The following is a 16,468-nucleotide window of genomic DNA, read 5'->3' as shown; positions in this document are numbered from 1 at the left end:
GACCAGGACGCGGGGGGTGGGATCAGGGCCGGGCGTCCTGCCCGAGCCTGAGGTGGTGCAAGTACAGTAACGCGGCCGCCATGTTGGCGGCCGGGACCTCCCCGCGGGCGATCATGTCGGGGACGAGCTTGAGGGGGACCCATTCCCGGCGGTCCGACTCGAAGTCGTCCACGGGATGCCCGACGTAATTGCCCTCGTCGGCCCAGTAGATGTGGTGCCGGGCGTCGGTGAGGCCGTTGGACGGCTCCACGCTCATGAGGTGCTGCAGAGGTCCCGGCCGCCAGCCGGTCTCCTCCTCGAGTTCCCTGGCGGCCGCGACGGCGATGTCCTCGCCGTCCTCGACCACACCGGCCGCGAGTTCCCACCCCCAGCTGTCGGTGATGAAACGGTGGCGCCACAGGAGGAGGACCTCGTTGGCCTCGTTCACCACCGTCGCCACGGCCACCGGCCGCATGCGTATCAGAAAGTGATCGAGATGCCGGCCGTCCGGCAACTCGACATCCGCGAGGTTCACGTCGAACCAGCGGTTCGCGTACACAGTTTGTTCGTTCTGTTTCGTCCACTGCACGGTTCTGCCACCTTCCGTCGAGTAAGTGGCAATATCGCAGCAGGGACTGTGGTTCAGCGGTGCTGAGGAACCGGTCTACAGCGGTACGCGCAGTGCGCCGTCGATGAGTTCGGCAGCCTCCGCGGTGCCCGCGCAGCCGTTACGCACCAGGTGGTCGCGTACCGCCCGGAGTCTGTCGCGCAGTCGCTGGGACTCCATTCCGCGCGCCTGTTCGGCCATCTGCACCGCGGTGGCCACGGCCTTGTCGGCGTTGCCCCGGCGCAGTTCGATCGTGCTGAGCATGGCGAGCCGGTGCACCCGGCCGCGGTCGTGCGCCGGGTTGTCGACGGCCGCCGCCGCGTGCTCCCCCGCGGCCACGAGTTCACCGAGGCTGAGCAGTGCCTCCGCCACCTGGACGTTGACCAACCCCGGTTGCACATAGCCGGTTTCGTCGGGCTCGTATCCGCGCCGGATACGTTCGGCGGCCTGTTCGGCCCGCCGGATGCAGGACAGCGCGGTCGTGCCGTCGCCGAGGTGCGCGTACGCCTTGGCCTGCATCGCGTAGAGGTCGCAGGCGAGTGCCGGGGTGATGTGCTTGCCGGCGGCGCGCAGCGCGGCCTCCGCGAAGGCGACGGCCTGCCGGTGCTCCCGCATGAACAGGGACTGGTTGACCAGCAGCGCGATCACATACGCTCCGAGCCCCCGGTCGCCGCTGGCCTTGGCCAGCCGCAGCGCCTGGTGGAAGTAGCGCTGGGCGAGACCGTGCGCGTCGGAGTCGTAGGCGCAGATGCCCGCGATCGCCACCAACCCGCCCGTCGCCCGGTGCAGCTGACGCCCCGTGGCGTCGGTGTAGCTGCCGCGCAGCAGCGGGGCGGCCTCGGCGTTGAGGAAGCCGACGATCCTGGTACGGGTCGCTATGCCGCCGGCCTTGCGGTACATCTGCTCGTAGTGGGTGCGGGCGGCGCGCAGCATCTCCAGGTCGGCGGGGGTGACCCGGTGCCGGCCGCCGCGCGAGACGTCGACGTCCTCGGGCGGGTTCTCCCACTCCCACACGGGCATGACCGCCGGTGTGCCGGTCACCGCGGGCGCGCCCAGGATGTGCGGGCGCTGCTGCTCGTCGGAGCGCCACAGCGCGGTCGCCCGCTCGACGAAGCCGGAGAGCGAGGTGCCGTGCGGCGTCGACGGTTCGCCGGGCACGCCGAGGCCGATGTCGTCGAGCGTGACGGGACGGTGCAGCCGGCCCGCGAGCACCTCGCAGATCAGATCGGGCACCTGACCGCGCGGCCGCTGCCCCTTCAACCACCTTGCCACGGCGGTGTGTTCGTAGCGGAGTGCGAGACCGCGCGCCCGCCCCGCCTGATTGACGTGTGCTGCCAGGCCCGCATGCGAGATCCCCGCCTCGTCCAGGATCGCGTCCAGCAGAGTGTTGGGCTGCATATATGCCCCCCGGATGGCTCGGTGCCCGTCAGACTAGTGCGAACGGCTTCACACGGGGTGTGAACGGAGTGCCCGAATCCGCAGCGTACGCGCGCTGTCGCGGAGAGTTTCCAACCGGTTGACTGAAATGCCTCGCAAAGAGGCCGGCCGGGCCGCCGGCTCCCCCTCGTACAGTGCGGCGGCCCGTTCTCGCGCCGTCCGCCCAGCTGCCTGCCCGACACTCCGTGGCGGGGCGGACGGCCTGCCGGCGGCTTGGCCGGGCGACTGAGCACCGTTGCGTCACAGGTGCGTTGTCGGCTGCGGATGTGCCGTGGCTGGTCGCGCAGTTCTCCGCGCCCCTGTGGCGCGTTGCAGGCAGCGGTCGTTTCTCAGTGCCAGCAAGGCCATGTCGTCGGCCGGAGTTCCGGCCGTGTGGCGGAGCAGTGCGGTGAAGACCGATCCGAGGACCGCCTGGGGGACGGCCACGGAGGTGTCGCGCACATATCGGGCCAAGACCTCGCCCAAGGGAAAGAACCGGCCACGGCCGTCTCTGGCGTCCTCCACGCCGTCCGTGTGGAGGAGCAGGGTCTCGCCGGGCCGCAGACGGCCGCAGTGCTGCAGGTCCAATTCGGGCGGGAGCGGGAACGGTCCGAGCGGAGGGAGGGGATCCGCTCGGACCACGGGCTTTGCCCTTCCCTCGCCGAGCAGATGGGGCCAGGGGTGCCCGCAGTTGAGGAAGTGCATCTCCGAGTCGGGCCCGATCTCCAGCAGCAGTACGGTGACGAACTCCTCGGCGACCGGGTTGTCCGGCTCCGCTCCGGCCGAGGGGTGTTCGCCGCGTGCCCGCTCACGCAGATGCCGGGCCAGGGCGCGCTCCAGCCGCCGTAGCAGAGACCCGAGTTCGGGCTCGTCGTGCACCGCCTCGCGGAAGCTGCCGAGCAGGGCGGCGGCCGTGCTGACGGCGGCGAGACCGTGCCCGCGCACATCGCCCATCACGACCCGCACGCCGTGCTCGGTGGCGATGGCCTCGTACAGGTCGCCACCGATGGCCGCACCGCTGTCGGCGGAGACCTGGGCGGCGGCGACGTTCAGCCCCGCGATCCGCGGTGGCAGGGGTCGCAGCAGCGCACTCTGGGCGACGCCCGCGACCCGGCGGGCCTCCTTCAACTCGCGCAGCAGCGCGTGCCGGACGTGCAGGATCAGTCCTGTTCCCACGGCGAGGAAGACGGCGCTGGTGACGACGCGCGCGCCCAGGCCGTTCTGCTGGGCCAAAGGACAGGCCAGTTTGTACGAGACCGCCATGGCGCCCCAGGCGGCGGGCAGCCCCAGCGCGAGCACCCGGCGCAGCGGCCGCCTCCCCGCGCCGCGGCGAACCCCGGGCTTGATGCGGATCATGCCGATCGGCCCCCCATTTAGACCCCGAGAGCACAGACGGACCGGCCCCTAGAGACCGGTCCGATTCTGTCGATCGCATGGCCTGACGGAGCCAGATCATCCGAGATTGTCACCCGAATGAGTGAGCACCCACAGGCCACCCGCATTTATGCAGGTGGGGGGCATATTCACGGGGTAACTGCGGCCCTTTTCAGGGGCGCGGGGAACTGCGCGACAAGCCACGGCGAACCCGCAGCCGCCGGCGAACCGCAGTCCCCCACCCGCTGGGCTACCCCCGAAGAACAGCTCCCGTACGCTCGCCCGCCAGGGCAACCGCCGCATCCCGGGCTGCCGAAGCCTCGTCAACCGTCAGCGTCCGGTCACCCGCGCGGAAGCGCAACGCGTACGCCAGCGACTTCCGGCCCTCACCGAGCTGGTCGTCGTTCTCGTAGACGTCGAACAGCCGGATACCTTCGAGGAGTTCACCCGCGCCTTCGCGCAGCGCGGCCTCGACGTCGGTGTGCGGCACGAACTTGTCGACGACCAGGGCGACGTCCTGCGTGGCCACCGGGAACGTGGAGATGCTGGGCGCCTGCGGGGTGTCGTTGCCGACCGCCTCCAGCACGTCCAGGTCGATCTCCATCGCGCAGGCCCGCTCGGGCAGGCCGAGCGCCTTGATCACGCGCGGGTGCAGCTCGCCGGCGTGACCGACGACCTTCTCCGCGCCGTCCACGACGACCACCAGCTCGGCTGTGCGGCCCGGGTGCCACGGCCCGTACTGCCCGCCGCGGACGGTCAGTTCGGCACCGGCCTCACGGGCGACGGCCCGGGCGGCCTCGATGGCGTCGGCCCAGTCCGCCGGACGGCCCTTGCCCCACCAGCCGGCCTGCTCGCGGGCGCCCGCGAGGACGACGGCGGCGTGGCGCGGCTGCTCGGGCAGCGCGGCGTCCAGTTCGGCGATCTCCTCGTCGGTGGGCCGCCGGTCGACCGGCAGGGCCGCGGCGATCCGCTGCTCCTCGCGCGGCAGGAAGACCAGGCCGGTCTCGAACAGCGCCAGGTCGTGCGAGCCGCGGCCGTTGTTGCGGCGCAGCGCGCCGAACAGGCCCGGCAGCAGCGACGTACGGAGCGCGGGCTCCTCGTCGTTGAGCGGATTGGTCAGCTTCACGACGCGGCGCGCCGGGTCGTCGGCCTCCAGCAGCAGCTGGTCGAAGACCTGCTCGCCGATGAACGGGTAGTTCGGCGCCTCGACGTAGCCCGCCCCGGCCAGCGCGCGGCCGATGCGGCGATGCAGCCGCTGCCGGTGCGTCAGACCGCGGCCCGACGGCGGCCTGGGCAGGGTGGAGGGCAGGTTCTCGTAGCCCTCCAGGCGGATGACCTCCTCCGCGAGGTCGTTGATCTCCAGGAGGTCGGGCCGCCAGGACGGCACGGTGACGATCAGCTCGTCCTGCCCGTACACGTCGCAGCCGATCTCCTGCAGCCGCCGTACGACGGTCTCGCGGCCGTAGTCGACGCCCGCCACCTTGTCCGGGTGGTCGGCCGCGACCGTGATGGTGTGCGGCGCGGAGGGCGCGATGACCTCGGTGACACCCGCCTCGGCGCTGCCGCCGGCGAGCAGCACCAGCAGGTCGACCGTGCGCTGCGCGGCGGCCGCCGCGGCCTGCGGGTCGACACCGCGCTCGAAGCGGCGGGACGCCTCGGAGGAGAGCTTGTGACGGCGGGCCGTGCGTGCGATGGACACCGCGTTGAAGTGCGCGGCCTCGATCACCACGTCGCTGGTGGCGTTCGCCTCGTCGTCGTGGTCGGCGATCTCGGTGTTGGCGCCGCCCATGACACCGGCGAGGCCGATGGGGCCGCGCTCGTCGGTGATCACCAGGTCCTCGGCGTCGAGCTGGCGCTCCGTGCCGTCGAGGGTGACGAGCTTCTCGCCCTGCTCGGCGCGGCGGACGCCGATGGTGCCCTGGACCAGGTTGCGGTCGTAGGCGTGCAGCGGCTGGCCGAGCTCCATCATCACGTAGTTGGTGACGTCGACGGCGAGCGAGATCGGGCGCATGCCGACCTTCTGCAGCCTGCGCCGAAGCCAGATCGGGGAGCGCGCCTCGGGGCTGAGACCGGTCACCGTGCGGGCGGTGAAGCGGTCGCAGCCGACGGGGTCGGCGACCTGGACCGGGTAGCCGAAGGCGTTCGGGCCGGGTACGTCGATCAGCGCCGGGTCGCGCAGCGGCAGGCCGTAGGCGATGGCGGTCTCGCGGGCGACGCCGCGGATGGACAGGCAGTCGCCGCGGTTGGCGGTGACGGCGATGTCCAGGACCTCGTCGACGAGCTCCAGGAGCTCGATGGCGTCCTTGCCGACCTCGATCTCCGGCGGCAGCACGATGATGCCCTTGGTGCCGTCGTCGCCCATGCCCAGCTCGTCGCTGGAGCAGATCATGCCGTGGGACGTCCTGCCGTACGTCTTGCGCGCGGAGATGGAGAAGCCACCGGGCAGGGTGGCGCCGGGCAGGACCACGACGACCTTGTCGCCGACGGCGAAGTTCCGGGCGCCGCAGACGATCTCCTGCGGCTCACCGGTGCCGTTGGCCTGGCCGACGTTCACCGTGCAGAAGCGGATCGGCTTCTTGAAGCCCTCCAGCTCCTCGATCGTGAGCACCTGGCCGACGACGAGGGGGCCCTTGAGGTCGGCGCCGAGGTGTTCGACGGACTCGACCTCGAGACCGGCCGAAATGAGCTTGGCCTGGACGTCACGGCCGGTTTCGGTCGCCGGCAGGCCGACGTACTCCCGCAGCCAAGAAAGCGGGACCCGCATCAGATCTCCATCCCGAACGGCCGGGTGAACCGGACGTCGCCCTCGACCATGTCTCGCATGTCCTCGACGTTGTGGCGGAACATCAGCATCCGCTCGATGCCGAACCCGAAGGCGAATCCGCTGTACTTCTCCGGGTCGACGCCGCACGCGGTGAGCACCCGCGGGTTGACCATGCCGCAGCCGCCGAGCTCGATCCAGCCCTCGCTGGAGCAGGTGCGGCAGGGCCGGTCGGGGTTGCCGACGGACTCGCCACGGCAGACGTAGCAGACCATGTCCATCTCGGCGGACGGCTCGGTGAAGGGGAAGAAGTTCGGCCGCAGCCGGGTCTTCATGCCCTCGCCGAACAGCGACTGGACCATGTGGTCGAGGGTGCCCTTGAGGTCGGCCATGGTCAGGCCCTCGTCCACGGCGAGCAGCTCGACCTGGTGGAAGACGGGCGTGTGCGTGGCGTCGAGCTCGTCGGTGCGGTACACGCGGCCCGGGCAGATCACGTAGACCGGCAGCTCACGGTCGAGCAGCGAGCGGATCTGGACCGGTGAGGTGTGGGTGCGCAGTACGACACCGGACTCGGTGCCGCCCTCGGGACCCTGCACGAAGAACGTGTCGTGCTCGCCGCGGGCCGGGTGGTCCGGGCCGATGTTCAGGGCGTCGAAGTTGAACCACTCGGCCTCGATCTCGGGGCCTTCGGCGACCTCGTAGCCCATGGCCACGAAGACGTCCTCGATGCGCTCCGAGAGCGTGGTCAGGGGGTGGCGGGCGCCGGCCGGCACGCGGTCGTGGGGCAGCGTGACGTCCACGGCCTCCTCGACCAGCACGCGCGCGTCGCGCTCGGCCTCCAGCTCGGCCTGGCGGGCCGCGAGCGCCTTGTTCACGGCGCCGCGGGCCTGGCCGACCAGCTTGCCGGCGGCCGCCTTCGCGTGCGGGGGCAGGGCGCCGATCTCGCGGTTGGCGAGGGCCAGCGGCGAGGCGCCGCCGGTGTGGGCGACCTTGGCCTCCTGGAGCGCGTCGAGGGAGTCCGCGGCGGCGAAGGCGGCGAGCGCCTCGTCCCGCATGCGCTCGATCTCTTCCGGTTTCAACGCCTCGACCTCGACAGGGTCGTACGACTTATTCGGTGCCGACATCTCTTCCCGTGCTTCCGATTGGCTGGCTGACGTGCCCCGTCTCGACCTGGAGACGCCTCGTCTCCGGTTGTGGACGCAAAGGTGCCAATGGCCGAGTCTAACGGGGTCGGAGTATGCGAATGCGCCCGTGGGCCGCTAGGCGAGATACGCCGGGGCTGCCACGGGCAACGTAAATCGGAACTCGGCTCCGCCCCCGGGGGCGCGGCCGACCGTGATGGTGCCGCCATGGGCCTCGACGATGCCCTTGACGATGTAGAGCCCGAGGCCCGTGCCGCCGCGCTTGCTGCCCCGCCAGAAGCGGGTGAAGACGCGGTTCATGGATTCCTCCGGGATGCCGGGCCCCTCGTCGCTCACCGTGACCGACGTCCCGGCGTCCTCCCCCTCGCGCGGGGACGCCGTGGCCGTGATGTCAATCGTGACGGTTCCCTCGCCGTGCCGCACGGCATTTTCCAGCAGGTTGCTGAGCACCTGGTCGACCTTGTCCGGGTCGGCCCACAGCGCGGGCAGGGGCTGCTCCAGGCGCAGCAGGAACCGGTCGGCGGGCTGGCCGGCGGCGACGTAGGCCTGGATGTGCCGCCCGACGGCCGCGCCGATGTCGACCGGCTGGCGCCTGACCTCCAGCCGCCCCGAGTCGATCCGCGAGATGTCCAGCAGCTCCGCTATCAGCCGGGTGACCCGGTCGGCGTCGGCGTCGACGGTCTCCAGCATCAGCCGCTTCTGGTCGTCGGTGAAGCGTTCCCACTTGGCGAGGAGCGTGGCGGTGAAACCCTTCACGGAGGTGAGGGGCGAGCGGAGTTCGTGGGCCACCGTCGCTATCAGCTCGGCATGACTGCGCTCGGTGCGGCGCCGGGCCTCGGTGTCGCGCAGGGAGACCACGACGCGGCGGACCGGGCCGGTGGGCTCGCCGCGGACGTACCGGGCCGAGACGAGGACCTCCCGGCCGCCGGGCAGCAGCAGGTTCCGCTCGGGCTGGCGGACCCGGATGGCGAGACCGCCGTAGGGGTCCGTCAGCTGCCACCAGCGGCGCCCCTCGAGGTCCTCCAGCGGCAGCGCCTTCTCCAGCTGCTGCCCGAGGACGTCCGCGGCGGGGGCCGCGGTGATGCGCTCCGCCGCGGCGTTGAAGCAGATGACGCGGCCGTGCTCGTCGGCGACGACGAGGCCGTCGGGCAGCTCGTCGGGGTCGATGCCGAGCTCGGCGAGGTCGCCGTGCCGGGGCGCGGGCGCGCTATGCGCGTCACGTGCCCTGCTCGTGCCGACACTCATCCCCGTACCCCACCTCTCAGACGGCGCAGGTGGCCCCCGAGCTGGTCACCCTACTAGCTCTCGGTGACGGAGCGGCACCCTCCGGAGGCGCGCTGTGCACGGGCCGACGCATACAGACATACGGCGGCCGCGGTGGCGAGGTTCAGACTCTCGGCCTTCCCGTGGATCGGAACGCGCACCACGGCGTCCGCGAGTGCGCGGGTCTCCTCCGGGAGCCCCCACGCCTCGTTCCCGAACACCCAGGCGGTCGGGCCGCCCATGGTGCCCTTGTCGAGCTCGTCGTCGAGGTCGTCGCTCCCGGCGCCGTCCGCGGCGAGGATCCGGACGCCGGCGCCCTTGAGACCGGCGACCGCCTCCTCCACGGGGACTCCGACCGCCACCGGCAGGTGGAACAACGAGCCCACGGAGGCCCGTACGGCCTTGGGGTTGTAGAGGTCGACGGAGGCGTCGGTCAGCACGACGGCCTCGGCCCCGGCGGCGTCGGCGCACCTGAGCACGGTCCCGGCGTTCCCGGGGTCGCGCACATGCGCCAGTACGGCCACCAGCTTGGGCCGGGCGGCGAGGATGCGCGCGAACGGAGTGTCCAGGAACCGGCAGATCCCGACCAGGCCCTGCGGGGTGACGGTCGTCGAGATCTCGGCGATGACCTCCTCGGCGGCGAGGTGGACGCGGGCCCCGGCGAAACGGGCCTCGCCGATGATGTCGGCGTAGCGCTCCGCGGCCTCGACGGTGGCGAACAGCTCCACGAGCGTGTCCTGGTGCCCGGCCGCCTCCCGCACCGCCTGCGGCCCCTCCGCCAGGAACAGCCGCTCCTTGCCCCGGAAGTTCCGCCTGGCCAGCCGCCGGGCGGCGGAGACACGGGGGGAACGGGGGGAGATCAGCTCGGGGGTGGCGGAGGGCATGGGGTTCACCTTTGGCAGCTCAGGAAACAGCGGACCCGCAGGCCTTGTCAGCCTGCGGGTCCCTCATGTCACGTCGGCTCTGGGCCGGCGTCGGCGTCAGGCCGCCTTGGGGGCGTTGACGTCGGCGGGCAGCGCCTTCTGGGCGACCTCGACCAGCGCGGCGAACGCGGTGGCGTCGTTGACGGCCAGCTCGGCGAGGATCTTGCGGTCGACCTCGACGTTGGCGGCCTTCAGGCCCTGGATGAAGCGGTTGTACGTGATGCCGTTGGCGCGGGCAGCGGCGTTGATGCGCTGGATCCACAGCTGGCGGAAGTCACCCTTGCGCTTCTTGCGGTCGTTGTAGTTGTAGACCAGCGAGTGGGTGACCTGCTCCTTGGCCTTGCGGTACAGGCGCGAACGCTGACCGCGGTAGCCGGAGGCCTGCTCGAGGATCGCCCGGCGCTTCTTGTGGGCGTTGACTGCCCGCTTGACGCGTGCCACTTGTTAACTCCTTGTAGCGGGGCCGCGGTTGGACTCACACGGCCCGGAAACGATTGGGTCCCGGTCCAGACGTACGGCGCACCGTGCGGGCGCCGTTCACGTCACTTGCCGAGAAGCTTCTTGATCTTCTTGGCGTCGCCCGGGGCCATCTCGGCGTTGCCGGTGAGGCGACGCGTCAGGCGCGACGACTTGTGCTCGAGCAGGTGGCGCTTGCCGGCGCGCTCACGGAGCACCTTGCCGGAGCCGGTGACCTTGAAGCGCTTGCTGGCACCGCTGTGCGACTTGTTCTTCGGCATGGCGCCGTATCTCCTCGTCGGTGGCGTTCCGGTGCCCGGTCACAGAAACCGGGCACGGTGGAACGTCGCTCTGTATCGGTTGGGTCCTGGGGACTCGCGTCCCCCGGGGTCACGCTTCGGCGGAAGCCTCGGCAGGAGCCTCGACCGCGTCCTCGGCGGTCTCGACGCTGTCGGCGCTGTCGGCGCCGTCGGCGCCGTCGGTGTCCGCAGCGTTCTGCGACTTGCCGGGGTTGGCCTTCGCGTCGGCCTTACGGGCTTCCTGCGCCTGGCGGGCCTCGGCCATCGCCTCGGTCTTCTTCTTGTGCGGACCGAGAACCATGATCATGTTGCGGCCGTCCTGCTTCGGGTTCGACTCCACGAAACCGAGGTCCTGGACGTCCTCAGCGAGACGCTGCAGCAGTCGGTAGCCCAGCTCGGGCCGGGACTGCTCGCGACCACGGAACATGATCGTGATCTTGACCTTGTCGCCCTGCTTGAGGAACCGGACGACGTGACCCTTCTTGGTGTCATAGTCGTGCGGGTCGATCTTCGGCCGGAGCTTCATCTCCTTGATGACCGTGTGCGCCTGGTTCTTGCGCGCCTCACGGGCCTTCATGGCCGACTCGTACTTGAACTTCCCGTAGTCCATGAGCTTGCACACGGGCGGACGGGCGTTCGCCGCCACCTCGACGAGGTCGAGGTCGTACTCCTGGGCAAGCTCCAGTGCCTTCGCCAGCGGGACGATGCCCACCTGCTCGCCACTGGGACCGACAAGTCGCACCTCGGGAACGCGAATCCGGTCGTTGATGCGGGGCTCGGCGCTGATGGATCCTCCTCGGTTAGCACCACACGGCGGTCTGGCGGACAGCCGCGTTTGTCTCTTTTCGACAGACCTAACCGCGCCGAGGCACAAAAAATGCCCCGGACGATCACATGCGGGGCTCCAAGCACTACCGGAGCACCGCCGCGATGTCGCGGGGCGCGCTTTCGGACGACTCCATCGTCCGTACGGAACGATGGTCGTCGCCTGACCGGGGTGACCCGCCGTCCCGGGGGACGGTCAGGTGGGAGATCGGAGCCTCCACTTGTGGGCCGGGCCGCTCGCTGACGCGTGCGTCCGGCCGGTCGTCACACAAGGTTAGCAGCTACCCGGGGGTGGTGCGAACCGGTGTGCGCCGGGCCCTATCGTGTGGGACATGAGTGACACCCCTCCTGAGTCCCCCGCCGACTTCGACGCCATGACCCGCGACATCGCCGAGGTCCCTGCCGTCGAGGTGATCGTGACGGTCGCCGTCAACCTGATGAGCGCCGCCGCGGTGAAGCTCGGCCTGACCGAGGAGGGCGACAAGTACAAGGACCTGGACGAGGCGCGCAAGCTGATCACCGCCCTGGCCGGTCTGCTGGACGCGTCCACGACCGAGATCAGCTCCTTCCACGCGGCCCCGCTGCGCGACGGCCTGAAGTCGCTCCAGCTGGCCTTCCGCGAGGCGTCCCTCGTGGCGGACGAGCCGGGTCAGGGACCGGGCGAGAAGTACACCGGCCCGATCTACGGCTAGTCGATCAGCGTACGTACAAGGGCTCGCCCGGCGGCGTCGCCCCGGCCGGCAGCAGTGCCAGGTCGAGGCCGCGCACCAGGCGGGCCCTCAGTGTCTCGTCGGCGGCGAGGCGCTCGGCGACCGCGCGGGCGGCCCCGGCCGGTTCCGCGGACGCGTCGAGCACGAGGGCGAGGGTGCCGTCGGCGCGGCCGGGCCCGAGGTGGGCGCGCAGGACGGCGGGCTCGCCCTCGACGGCGGCGCGGACCGCCCGGCGCACCGCGGGGTCGGTGAGCGGGTCGGCCGTCGTACGGCCCTCGGCGAGGGCGAGCAGCGCGGGTCCGGTCAGTTCGAACGCCACCGGCCCGGCCAGGTCCAGGACCACCGTGTCCGCCTTCTCGTGCGCCGCGGCCTGCAGCGCCTGGTGCAGGGGTACGGCGACGGGGCGGGCCGCCGGGTCCCAGCGGGCCAGCGAGTCGGTGGAGGTGAAGGCCGGCAGGGCGGTCCGGGACCCGGCCTTCAGGGTCGGCACGGCCATGTCGCTGGTCTTCTCCCGGCGCAGCCCGTTCTCGTCCTCCTCGACCTCGCCCAGGACGGCCACCACGGGGACGAGGAGCCGGGCGCCCTTCAGCGCCTCCAGGACGGGGCCCACGGCCGTCCGGTCCTCGGCCCAGGCGGTGAGCGCCGCGCTCAGCCGGGGGTCGGCGGAGCCGTCGTCGTCGGAGAAGCCGGAGTCGGGAATGTTCTTGTTCGCCACGGTCACCGACCCTATAGGGGGGACGCCGCAGGCCTTGTGCGGCCCCGGAAACCGGTCGTTCACCGCCTTCACGGCTTTCTCAGAATCCCCTGACGCACATCTAACGTCCGTCTAACGGCACGCACAGTCGCCGCCCCGAGCATCGCGGGAATGGAGACTCCCAGAGCCCGCAGGGGCCGCCGCCGCTCGCGCCCGCACAGGACGCGGTCCCTGCTCCACGTCGCCCTCGCCGCCGTGACCGTCGTGGGCGGCACGGCCGCCGGGACGGTGTACGTGAAGGCTCAGGCGCACTCGGACGCGGGCGCCGTATCGTCGTCGGCGACGGCGTCGGCCTCCACCTCGGCCACGACGGACGGGGAGGAATCCGTGGAATCCGTGACACAGGCGGCGGCCGACCACGGCGCGCTGCTGACCACGGCCATGAAGGCGGTGTCCGTCGAGGACGGCGCGGACGTTTCGGTGGCGGTGCTGGACGTGGATTCGGGCGTGAGCGCCTCCTACGGGGACGGCGCCTTCGACACCGCGAGCATCGTCAAGGTCGACATCCTGGCGACGCTGCTGCTGCAGGCGCAGGACGCGAACCGGCGGCTCACGGCGAGCGAGAAGACGTACGCCACCGCGATGATCGAGAACAGCGACAACGACTCGGCGTCGGCGCTGTGGCGGATCATCGGCCGGGCCGGCGGTCTCGACGCCGCCAACGAGCGTCTCGGGCTCACCGGCACCGAGGGCGGCGACGGCATGCTGTGGGGGCTGACCCAGACCACGGCCGCCGATCAACTCACGCTGCTGCGCCAGGTGTTCGGGGACGACTCGAAACTGAGCGAGGCCTCGCGGACGTATCTGCAGGGGCTGATGGGACAGATCGCCGCCGACCAGCACTGGGGGGTCTCGGCCGCGGCCGACGGCTCGCGGTGGGCGCTGAAGAACGGCTGGCTGGCCCGCAGCACGACGGGGCTGTGGGACATCAACAGCATCGGGCGCGTGACGGTGGACGGCCGCGCCTGCCTGGTGGCCGTGCTGTCGAACGGCAACTCGACGAAGGCGAAGGGGATCTCGCTGGTCGAGGCGGCGGCGAAGGCGGCGGTCGGGGCGCTGTCCGGCAGCGGCTGACTACGGGCCCTCGTGGCGGCTGCGGCGGCCGCGCCACATGACCACGGCCATCACGAGCAGGACCCCGCCGAGGCTGCCCGCGAGCGGTGCGGCCCAACCGCTGGTGTCGTCGCCGGACTTGGCGGCGTCCGGGCCCGGGCCGAAGTACTTGTCGCCGTACGACGCCACCTGCAGGCCCTCCGGCTTGAGGCGGCCGGCGGCCTTGATGGCGGCCGCCGGGTCGATCATGCCGAAGCCGCGGGAGTCGTCGCGGCCGCCGGAGGGGGCGTTGCGGGCGGTGTCCTCGAGCAGCTGCTTGATCTGGGCGGGGGTGAGCCCGGGGTGGGCGGCCTTGATCAGGGCGACCGCGCCGGAGACGAACGCGGAGGCCGCGCTGGTGCCCCACCCCTCGTAGTACTTGTGGTCGGGGTCGGCGATCACGATGTCGACGCCGGGGGCACTGACCGTCGCGTACCAGCGGCGGGTGGAGAACGAGGCGCGGGTGCCGAAGCGGTCGACGGCGGTCGCGGCGATGACGCCCGGATAGGCCGCCGGGTAGGAGACGTGGTCGCCCTTCTCGCCGCCGTTGCCGGCCGAGGCGACGACGGCGACGCCCTTCTTCAGGGCGTACTGGACGGCCTCGTCCTCGGCGGGCTCGGGGTGGGCGGAGGCGGAGTCGTCGCCGAGCGAGAGGTTGATGACGTCGGCGCCGTGGTCGGCGGCCCAGCGGATGCCTTCGGCGAGGGCGTTGCCGCGGGTGCTGCGGGCCTTGGTGCGGGCGGGGTCGCCGTCCTCGAGGATCACGCGGACGGGGAGGATCTTCGCCTCGGGGGCGACACCCACGACACCGTCGCCGTCGCCGGGGCCGTGGCCGTGACCGGCGATGATCCCGGCCATGGCGGTGCCGTGCCGGGCCCAGGCCCGGTCACCCTGCTTCGCCCCGAAGCCGATCATGTCCTTCGCCGGCAGGACGTTGCCCGCGAGGTCGGGGTGGCCGGCCTCGACGCCGGTGTCGAGGACGGCGACCGTGATGCCCTTGCCCTTGGTGGTCTGCCAGGCCTGCTGGGTGTGCATGGCGTCGAGGGCCCACTGCTGGGCGCGGATGCCGTCGGCGTGCGCGACCGTGGGCGGGACGAGGGCGACGGAGGCGGCGAGCAGGACGCTCAGCGCTCCGAGGCGGTGTTTCGCCCCTGCCCCGTCCTTCGCTCCGATATGGCGCTTCACGAGGGCTTCTCCGTGGGCGAGATGACGTCTTTGCGCAGGGACCGTTCGACGCGGTCGGCGAGTCCCTGGGCCTCGTTGCCGAGGCCGGCCTGGGCAGCTGCGGAGGTCGCGCCGGACTGCGTGGCCTGCTCGGGCGGGACCGGGGTGTCGACGCTGCGGCCGTCGGCCCAGCCGGAGACGGCGTAGACGACGACGGGGGCGTCGGTGAGCACGGAGACGGTCCACGAGGCGCGCTGTGCGGGGCCGAAGTGGGCGGCGGGGGTGCCCTTCTCGGCGTAGGGGCGGGGCATGAGGTCGGTGCGGGTGCCGAGCCCCTCGTTCTGGAAGCGCCGGGCGAGGGCGTCCATGGAGGCGGCGTCGGCCTTGGTGAACATCAGGCCGACGGTGGTGACGAAGCTCTGGGTGGCGTCGGTGTAGGTGGCGCGCAGCAGCCGCCGGCAGCCGGCCGGGGCGAGGGCCTTGTCCAGGAGCGGGTCGAAGGCGTTCTTGCAGCCGGTGTCCGGTGCGACGGCGACGCGTGTCCAGGTGCGGTCGGCGCCGCCGGGTCCCGCGCCGGTGCCCTGCACGGTCGGCGGGAAGAGCTTGTCCACGGGCACGCTGTGCCAGAGCGTCCCGGCCACGGCGTAGGTGTCCTGCACGCCGCCTTCGCCACCGCCGCCGACCAGCCAACTGCCGGTCACGGCACCGCCGATGAGGCCGAGCCCGAGCACCAGGCAGACGCCGACGGCGGCCGTGCGCGGCCGCACCCGCACGCCGAGCGGCCGCGGCCGGGCCTGCTCGTCGTACCCCTCGGGCTCCCCGAACGACACGACCGGCCGCCCGGACCCCGGCGTCCGGGCGGATGCGCCGGGAGCGCTCCAGGAGAGCGCGGGGTCGGGGCCGGCGCTCTCCCGCACGGGGGGTGGCACGGGCGCGGGCTCCGCCGGGACCGGGCGCAGGCGCCTGGTGGTCTCCTGGGTGGTCTCCGCGGGGGCGTTCGTGCGGTGCGGGGGCACGGTGGGGCGGTGGGCCGGGCGCGGCGGCACGGCTCCGGCCGGCGCGTCCGGGACGGCGCCGACGCGTCGTTCCTCGCGTCCTTCCTCGTGCGCGGCCGACGGCGCGGCGTCCGGGAAGCGGGCCGAGGCCTGCGGCGGGGGCGGGCCGGACGGCGCCCGCAGGTTCGGGAAGCGGGTGCGGGCGTCCGGGGAGCGCTCCGCATCGTGGTCGGCACCTGCTCCGGCGCCCTGCCCGCTGGGCGGCCCAGCGGCGGCGCGGTCCTGGCGCTCGGACGACGTGTCCTCGCGGGCCTCGCCACCGCGCCGGGCCGCCGGGGCTTCCTCGGCGTCCTGGGCCGGCTCGCGGCGGGCGAACGCGTCGAACGGTTCGGAGGCGCGCCACGGGGACCAGACGCCGCCGGACGCGGTGGTGTCGTCCGGGGTGCGCGTGGATTCGGGGGCCGCCTGGTCCGGGCCGGCCGCCGGGGGCTCGGACGGGCGTGGCGGGGTGGAGGCATGCTGCGCTTCCGTGCTCATGCACCCCCCGTTTCCTCGCGCCCGGGCCGACTACCTGTACGCGGGCCGTCGTCCGTGCGCTCAACCGGTCGACGCCGGGTTTCGGTCCGTCCCGGGGCACGCATACCCGTACGAACCGAGAGACATCCCCGTGCGCGGTCGCCGGCCGACGTCGTTCCGCCGTACGTGCGC

General features: G+C 72.2%; 14 protein-coding genes and 1 pseudogene. 2 read left to right on the top strand and 13 right to left on the bottom strand.

Features of this window, described 5'->3' with window-relative positions; genetic code table 11:
• Nucleotides 1-22: 22 nt before the first annotated feature.
• From ACGFYN_RS09080 to infC, 10 genes and pseudogenes are all read right to left on the bottom strand, one after another.
• Entirely contained in the window at nt 23-568 is a 546-nt protein-coding gene (locus ACGFYN_RS09080) for an NUDIX hydrolase (protein ID WP_393865122.1), read from the bottom strand.
• Nucleotides 569-643: 75 nt separating this feature from the next.
• On the bottom strand, nt 644-1,984 hold the full coding sequence (locus ACGFYN_RS09075) for a transcriptional regulator (RefSeq protein ID WP_393865121.1): 1,341 nt from the start codon (nt 1,982-1,984) through the stop codon (nt 644-646).
• A gap of 279 nt (nt 1,985-2,263) precedes the next feature.
• Nucleotides 2,264-3,358 carry a PP2C family protein-serine/threonine phosphatase gene (locus ACGFYN_RS09070; protein ID WP_393865120.1) on the bottom strand — a complete coding sequence of 365 codons (1,095 nt, stop codon included), beginning with the start codon at nt 3,356-3,358 and terminating at the stop codon, nt 2,264-2,266.
• A gap of 268 nt (nt 3,359-3,626) precedes the next feature.
• Nucleotides 3,627-6,140, bottom strand: coding sequence for a phenylalanine--tRNA ligase subunit beta (pheT, locus tag ACGFYN_RS09065; protein WP_393865119.1), 2,514 nt, complete (start codon nt 6,138-6,140; stop codon nt 3,627-3,629).
• Nucleotides 6,140-7,261, bottom strand: coding sequence for a phenylalanine--tRNA ligase subunit alpha (pheS, locus tag ACGFYN_RS09060; RefSeq protein ID WP_393865118.1), 1,122 nt, complete (start codon nt 7,259-7,261; stop codon nt 6,140-6,142). Before pheS ends, pheT begins: the two co-directional genes overlap by 1 nt.
• Nucleotides 7,262-7,396: 135 nt before the next feature.
• Nucleotides 7,397-8,524: an ATP-binding protein gene (locus ACGFYN_RS09055; protein ID WP_393865117.1), complete on the bottom strand. Its 1,128-nt coding sequence runs from the start codon at nt 8,522-8,524 to the stop codon at nt 7,397-7,399.
• A gap of 53 nt (nt 8,525-8,577) precedes the next feature.
• Nucleotides 8,578-9,426, bottom strand: coding sequence for a TrmH family RNA methyltransferase (locus ACGFYN_RS09050; protein WP_393865116.1), 849 nt, complete (start codon nt 9,424-9,426; stop codon nt 8,578-8,580).
• Nucleotides 9,427-9,522: 96 nt separating this feature from the next.
• A complete protein-coding gene (rplT, locus tag ACGFYN_RS09045) occupies nt 9,523-9,906 on the bottom strand; it encodes a 50S ribosomal protein L20 (RefSeq protein ID WP_004933571.1) in 384 nt (127 codons plus the stop codon).
• Nucleotides 9,907-10,007: 101 nt separating this feature from the next.
• On the bottom strand, nt 10,008-10,202 hold the full coding sequence (gene rpmI / locus ACGFYN_RS09040) for a 50S ribosomal protein L35 (RefSeq protein ID WP_007829094.1): 195 nt from the start codon (nt 10,200-10,202) through the stop codon (nt 10,008-10,010).
• Between the two features lie 109 nt (nt 10,203-10,311).
• A pseudogene (infC, locus tag ACGFYN_RS09035) lies at nt 10,312-11,032 on the bottom strand (translation initiation factor IF-3).
• A gap of 345 nt (nt 11,033-11,377) precedes the next feature.
• On the opposite strand from infC, the gene ACGFYN_RS09030 reads away from it, so the two are divergent.
• Nucleotides 11,378-11,737, top strand: coding sequence for a DUF1844 domain-containing protein (locus tag ACGFYN_RS09030; protein ID WP_393865115.1), 360 nt, complete (start codon nt 11,378-11,380; stop codon nt 11,735-11,737).
• Nucleotides 11,738-11,741: 4 nt separating this feature from the next.
• Here the strand turns inward: ACGFYN_RS09030 and ACGFYN_RS09025 are convergent, their stop codons facing one another.
• Nucleotides 11,742-12,470 carry an SseB family protein gene (locus tag ACGFYN_RS09025; protein WP_393865114.1) on the bottom strand — a complete coding sequence of 243 codons (729 nt, stop codon included), beginning with the start codon at nt 12,468-12,470 and terminating at the stop codon, nt 11,742-11,744.
• Between the two features lie 150 nt (nt 12,471-12,620).
• Here ACGFYN_RS09025 and ACGFYN_RS09020 point away from each other — a divergent pair, with 150 nt between their 5' ends.
• Complete coding sequence (locus tag ACGFYN_RS09020; RefSeq protein ID WP_393865113.1) at nt 12,621-13,583, top strand: serine hydrolase; 963 nt, start codon at nt 12,621-12,623, stop codon at nt 13,581-13,583.
• Here ACGFYN_RS09020 and mycP read toward each other — a convergent pair whose 3' ends face one another.
• Both mycP and ACGFYN_RS09010 read right to left on the bottom strand, forming a co-directional pair.
• Nucleotides 13,584-14,786, bottom strand: a complete 1,203-nt coding sequence (gene mycP / locus ACGFYN_RS09015) for a type VII secretion-associated serine protease mycosin (protein ID WP_393865112.1) — start codon at nt 14,784-14,786, stop codon at nt 13,584-13,586.
• Nucleotides 14,783-16,297 carry a hypothetical protein gene (locus ACGFYN_RS09010; protein ID WP_393865111.1) on the bottom strand — a complete coding sequence of 505 codons (1,515 nt, stop codon included), beginning with the start codon at nt 16,295-16,297 and terminating at the stop codon, nt 14,783-14,785. The genes mycP and ACGFYN_RS09010 overlap by 4 nt, the downstream gene beginning before the upstream one ends.
• Nucleotides 16,298-16,468: the final 171 nt, after the last annotated feature.

The sequence above is a fragment of the Streptomyces sp. NPDC048419 genome (genome assembly GCF_043200415.1).
Classification (GTDB): Bacteria; Actinomycetota; Actinomycetes; order Streptomycetales; family Streptomycetaceae; genus Streptomyces.
This window is presented reverse-complemented; position numbering and strand designations above follow the sequence as displayed.

Excerpts from the sequence above, each read along its gene's own strand:
- ACGFYN_RS09020 (WP_393865113.1), top strand. The coding sequence starts at position 12,621 with ATGGAGACTCCCAGAGCCCGCAGGGGCCGCCGCCGCTCGCGCCCGCAC.
- pheT (WP_393865119.1), bottom strand. The coding sequence starts at position 6,140 with ATGCGGGTCCCGCTTTCTTGGCTGCGGGAGTACGTCGGCCTGCCGGCG.
- pheS (WP_393865118.1), bottom strand. The coding sequence starts at position 7,261 with ATGTCGGCACCGAATAAGTCGTACGACCCTGTCGAGGTCGAGGCGTTG.
- ACGFYN_RS09030 (WP_393865115.1), top strand. The coding sequence starts at position 11,378 with ATGAGTGACACCCCTCCTGAGTCCCCCGCCGACTTCGACGCCATGACC.
- ACGFYN_RS09070 (WP_393865120.1), bottom strand. The coding sequence starts at position 3,358 with ATGATCCGCATCAAGCCCGGGGTTCGCCGCGGCGCGGGGAGGCGGCCG.
- ACGFYN_RS09010 (WP_393865111.1), bottom strand. The coding sequence starts at position 16,297 with ATGAGCACGGAAGCGCAGCATGCCTCCACCCCGCCACGCCCGTCCGAG.
- rpmI (WP_007829094.1), bottom strand. The coding sequence starts at position 10,202 with ATGCCGAAGAACAAGTCGCACAGCGGTGCCAGCAAGCGCTTCAAGGTC.
- ACGFYN_RS09075 (WP_393865121.1), bottom strand. The coding sequence starts at position 1,984 with ATGCAGCCCAACACTCTGCTGGACGCGATCCTGGACGAGGCGGGGATC.
- ACGFYN_RS09050 (WP_393865116.1), bottom strand. The coding sequence starts at position 9,426 with ATGCCCTCCGCCACCCCCGAGCTGATCTCCCCCCGTTCCCCCCGTGTC.
- ACGFYN_RS09055 (WP_393865117.1), bottom strand. The coding sequence starts at position 8,524 with ATGAGTGTCGGCACGAGCAGGGCACGTGACGCGCATAGCGCGCCCGCG.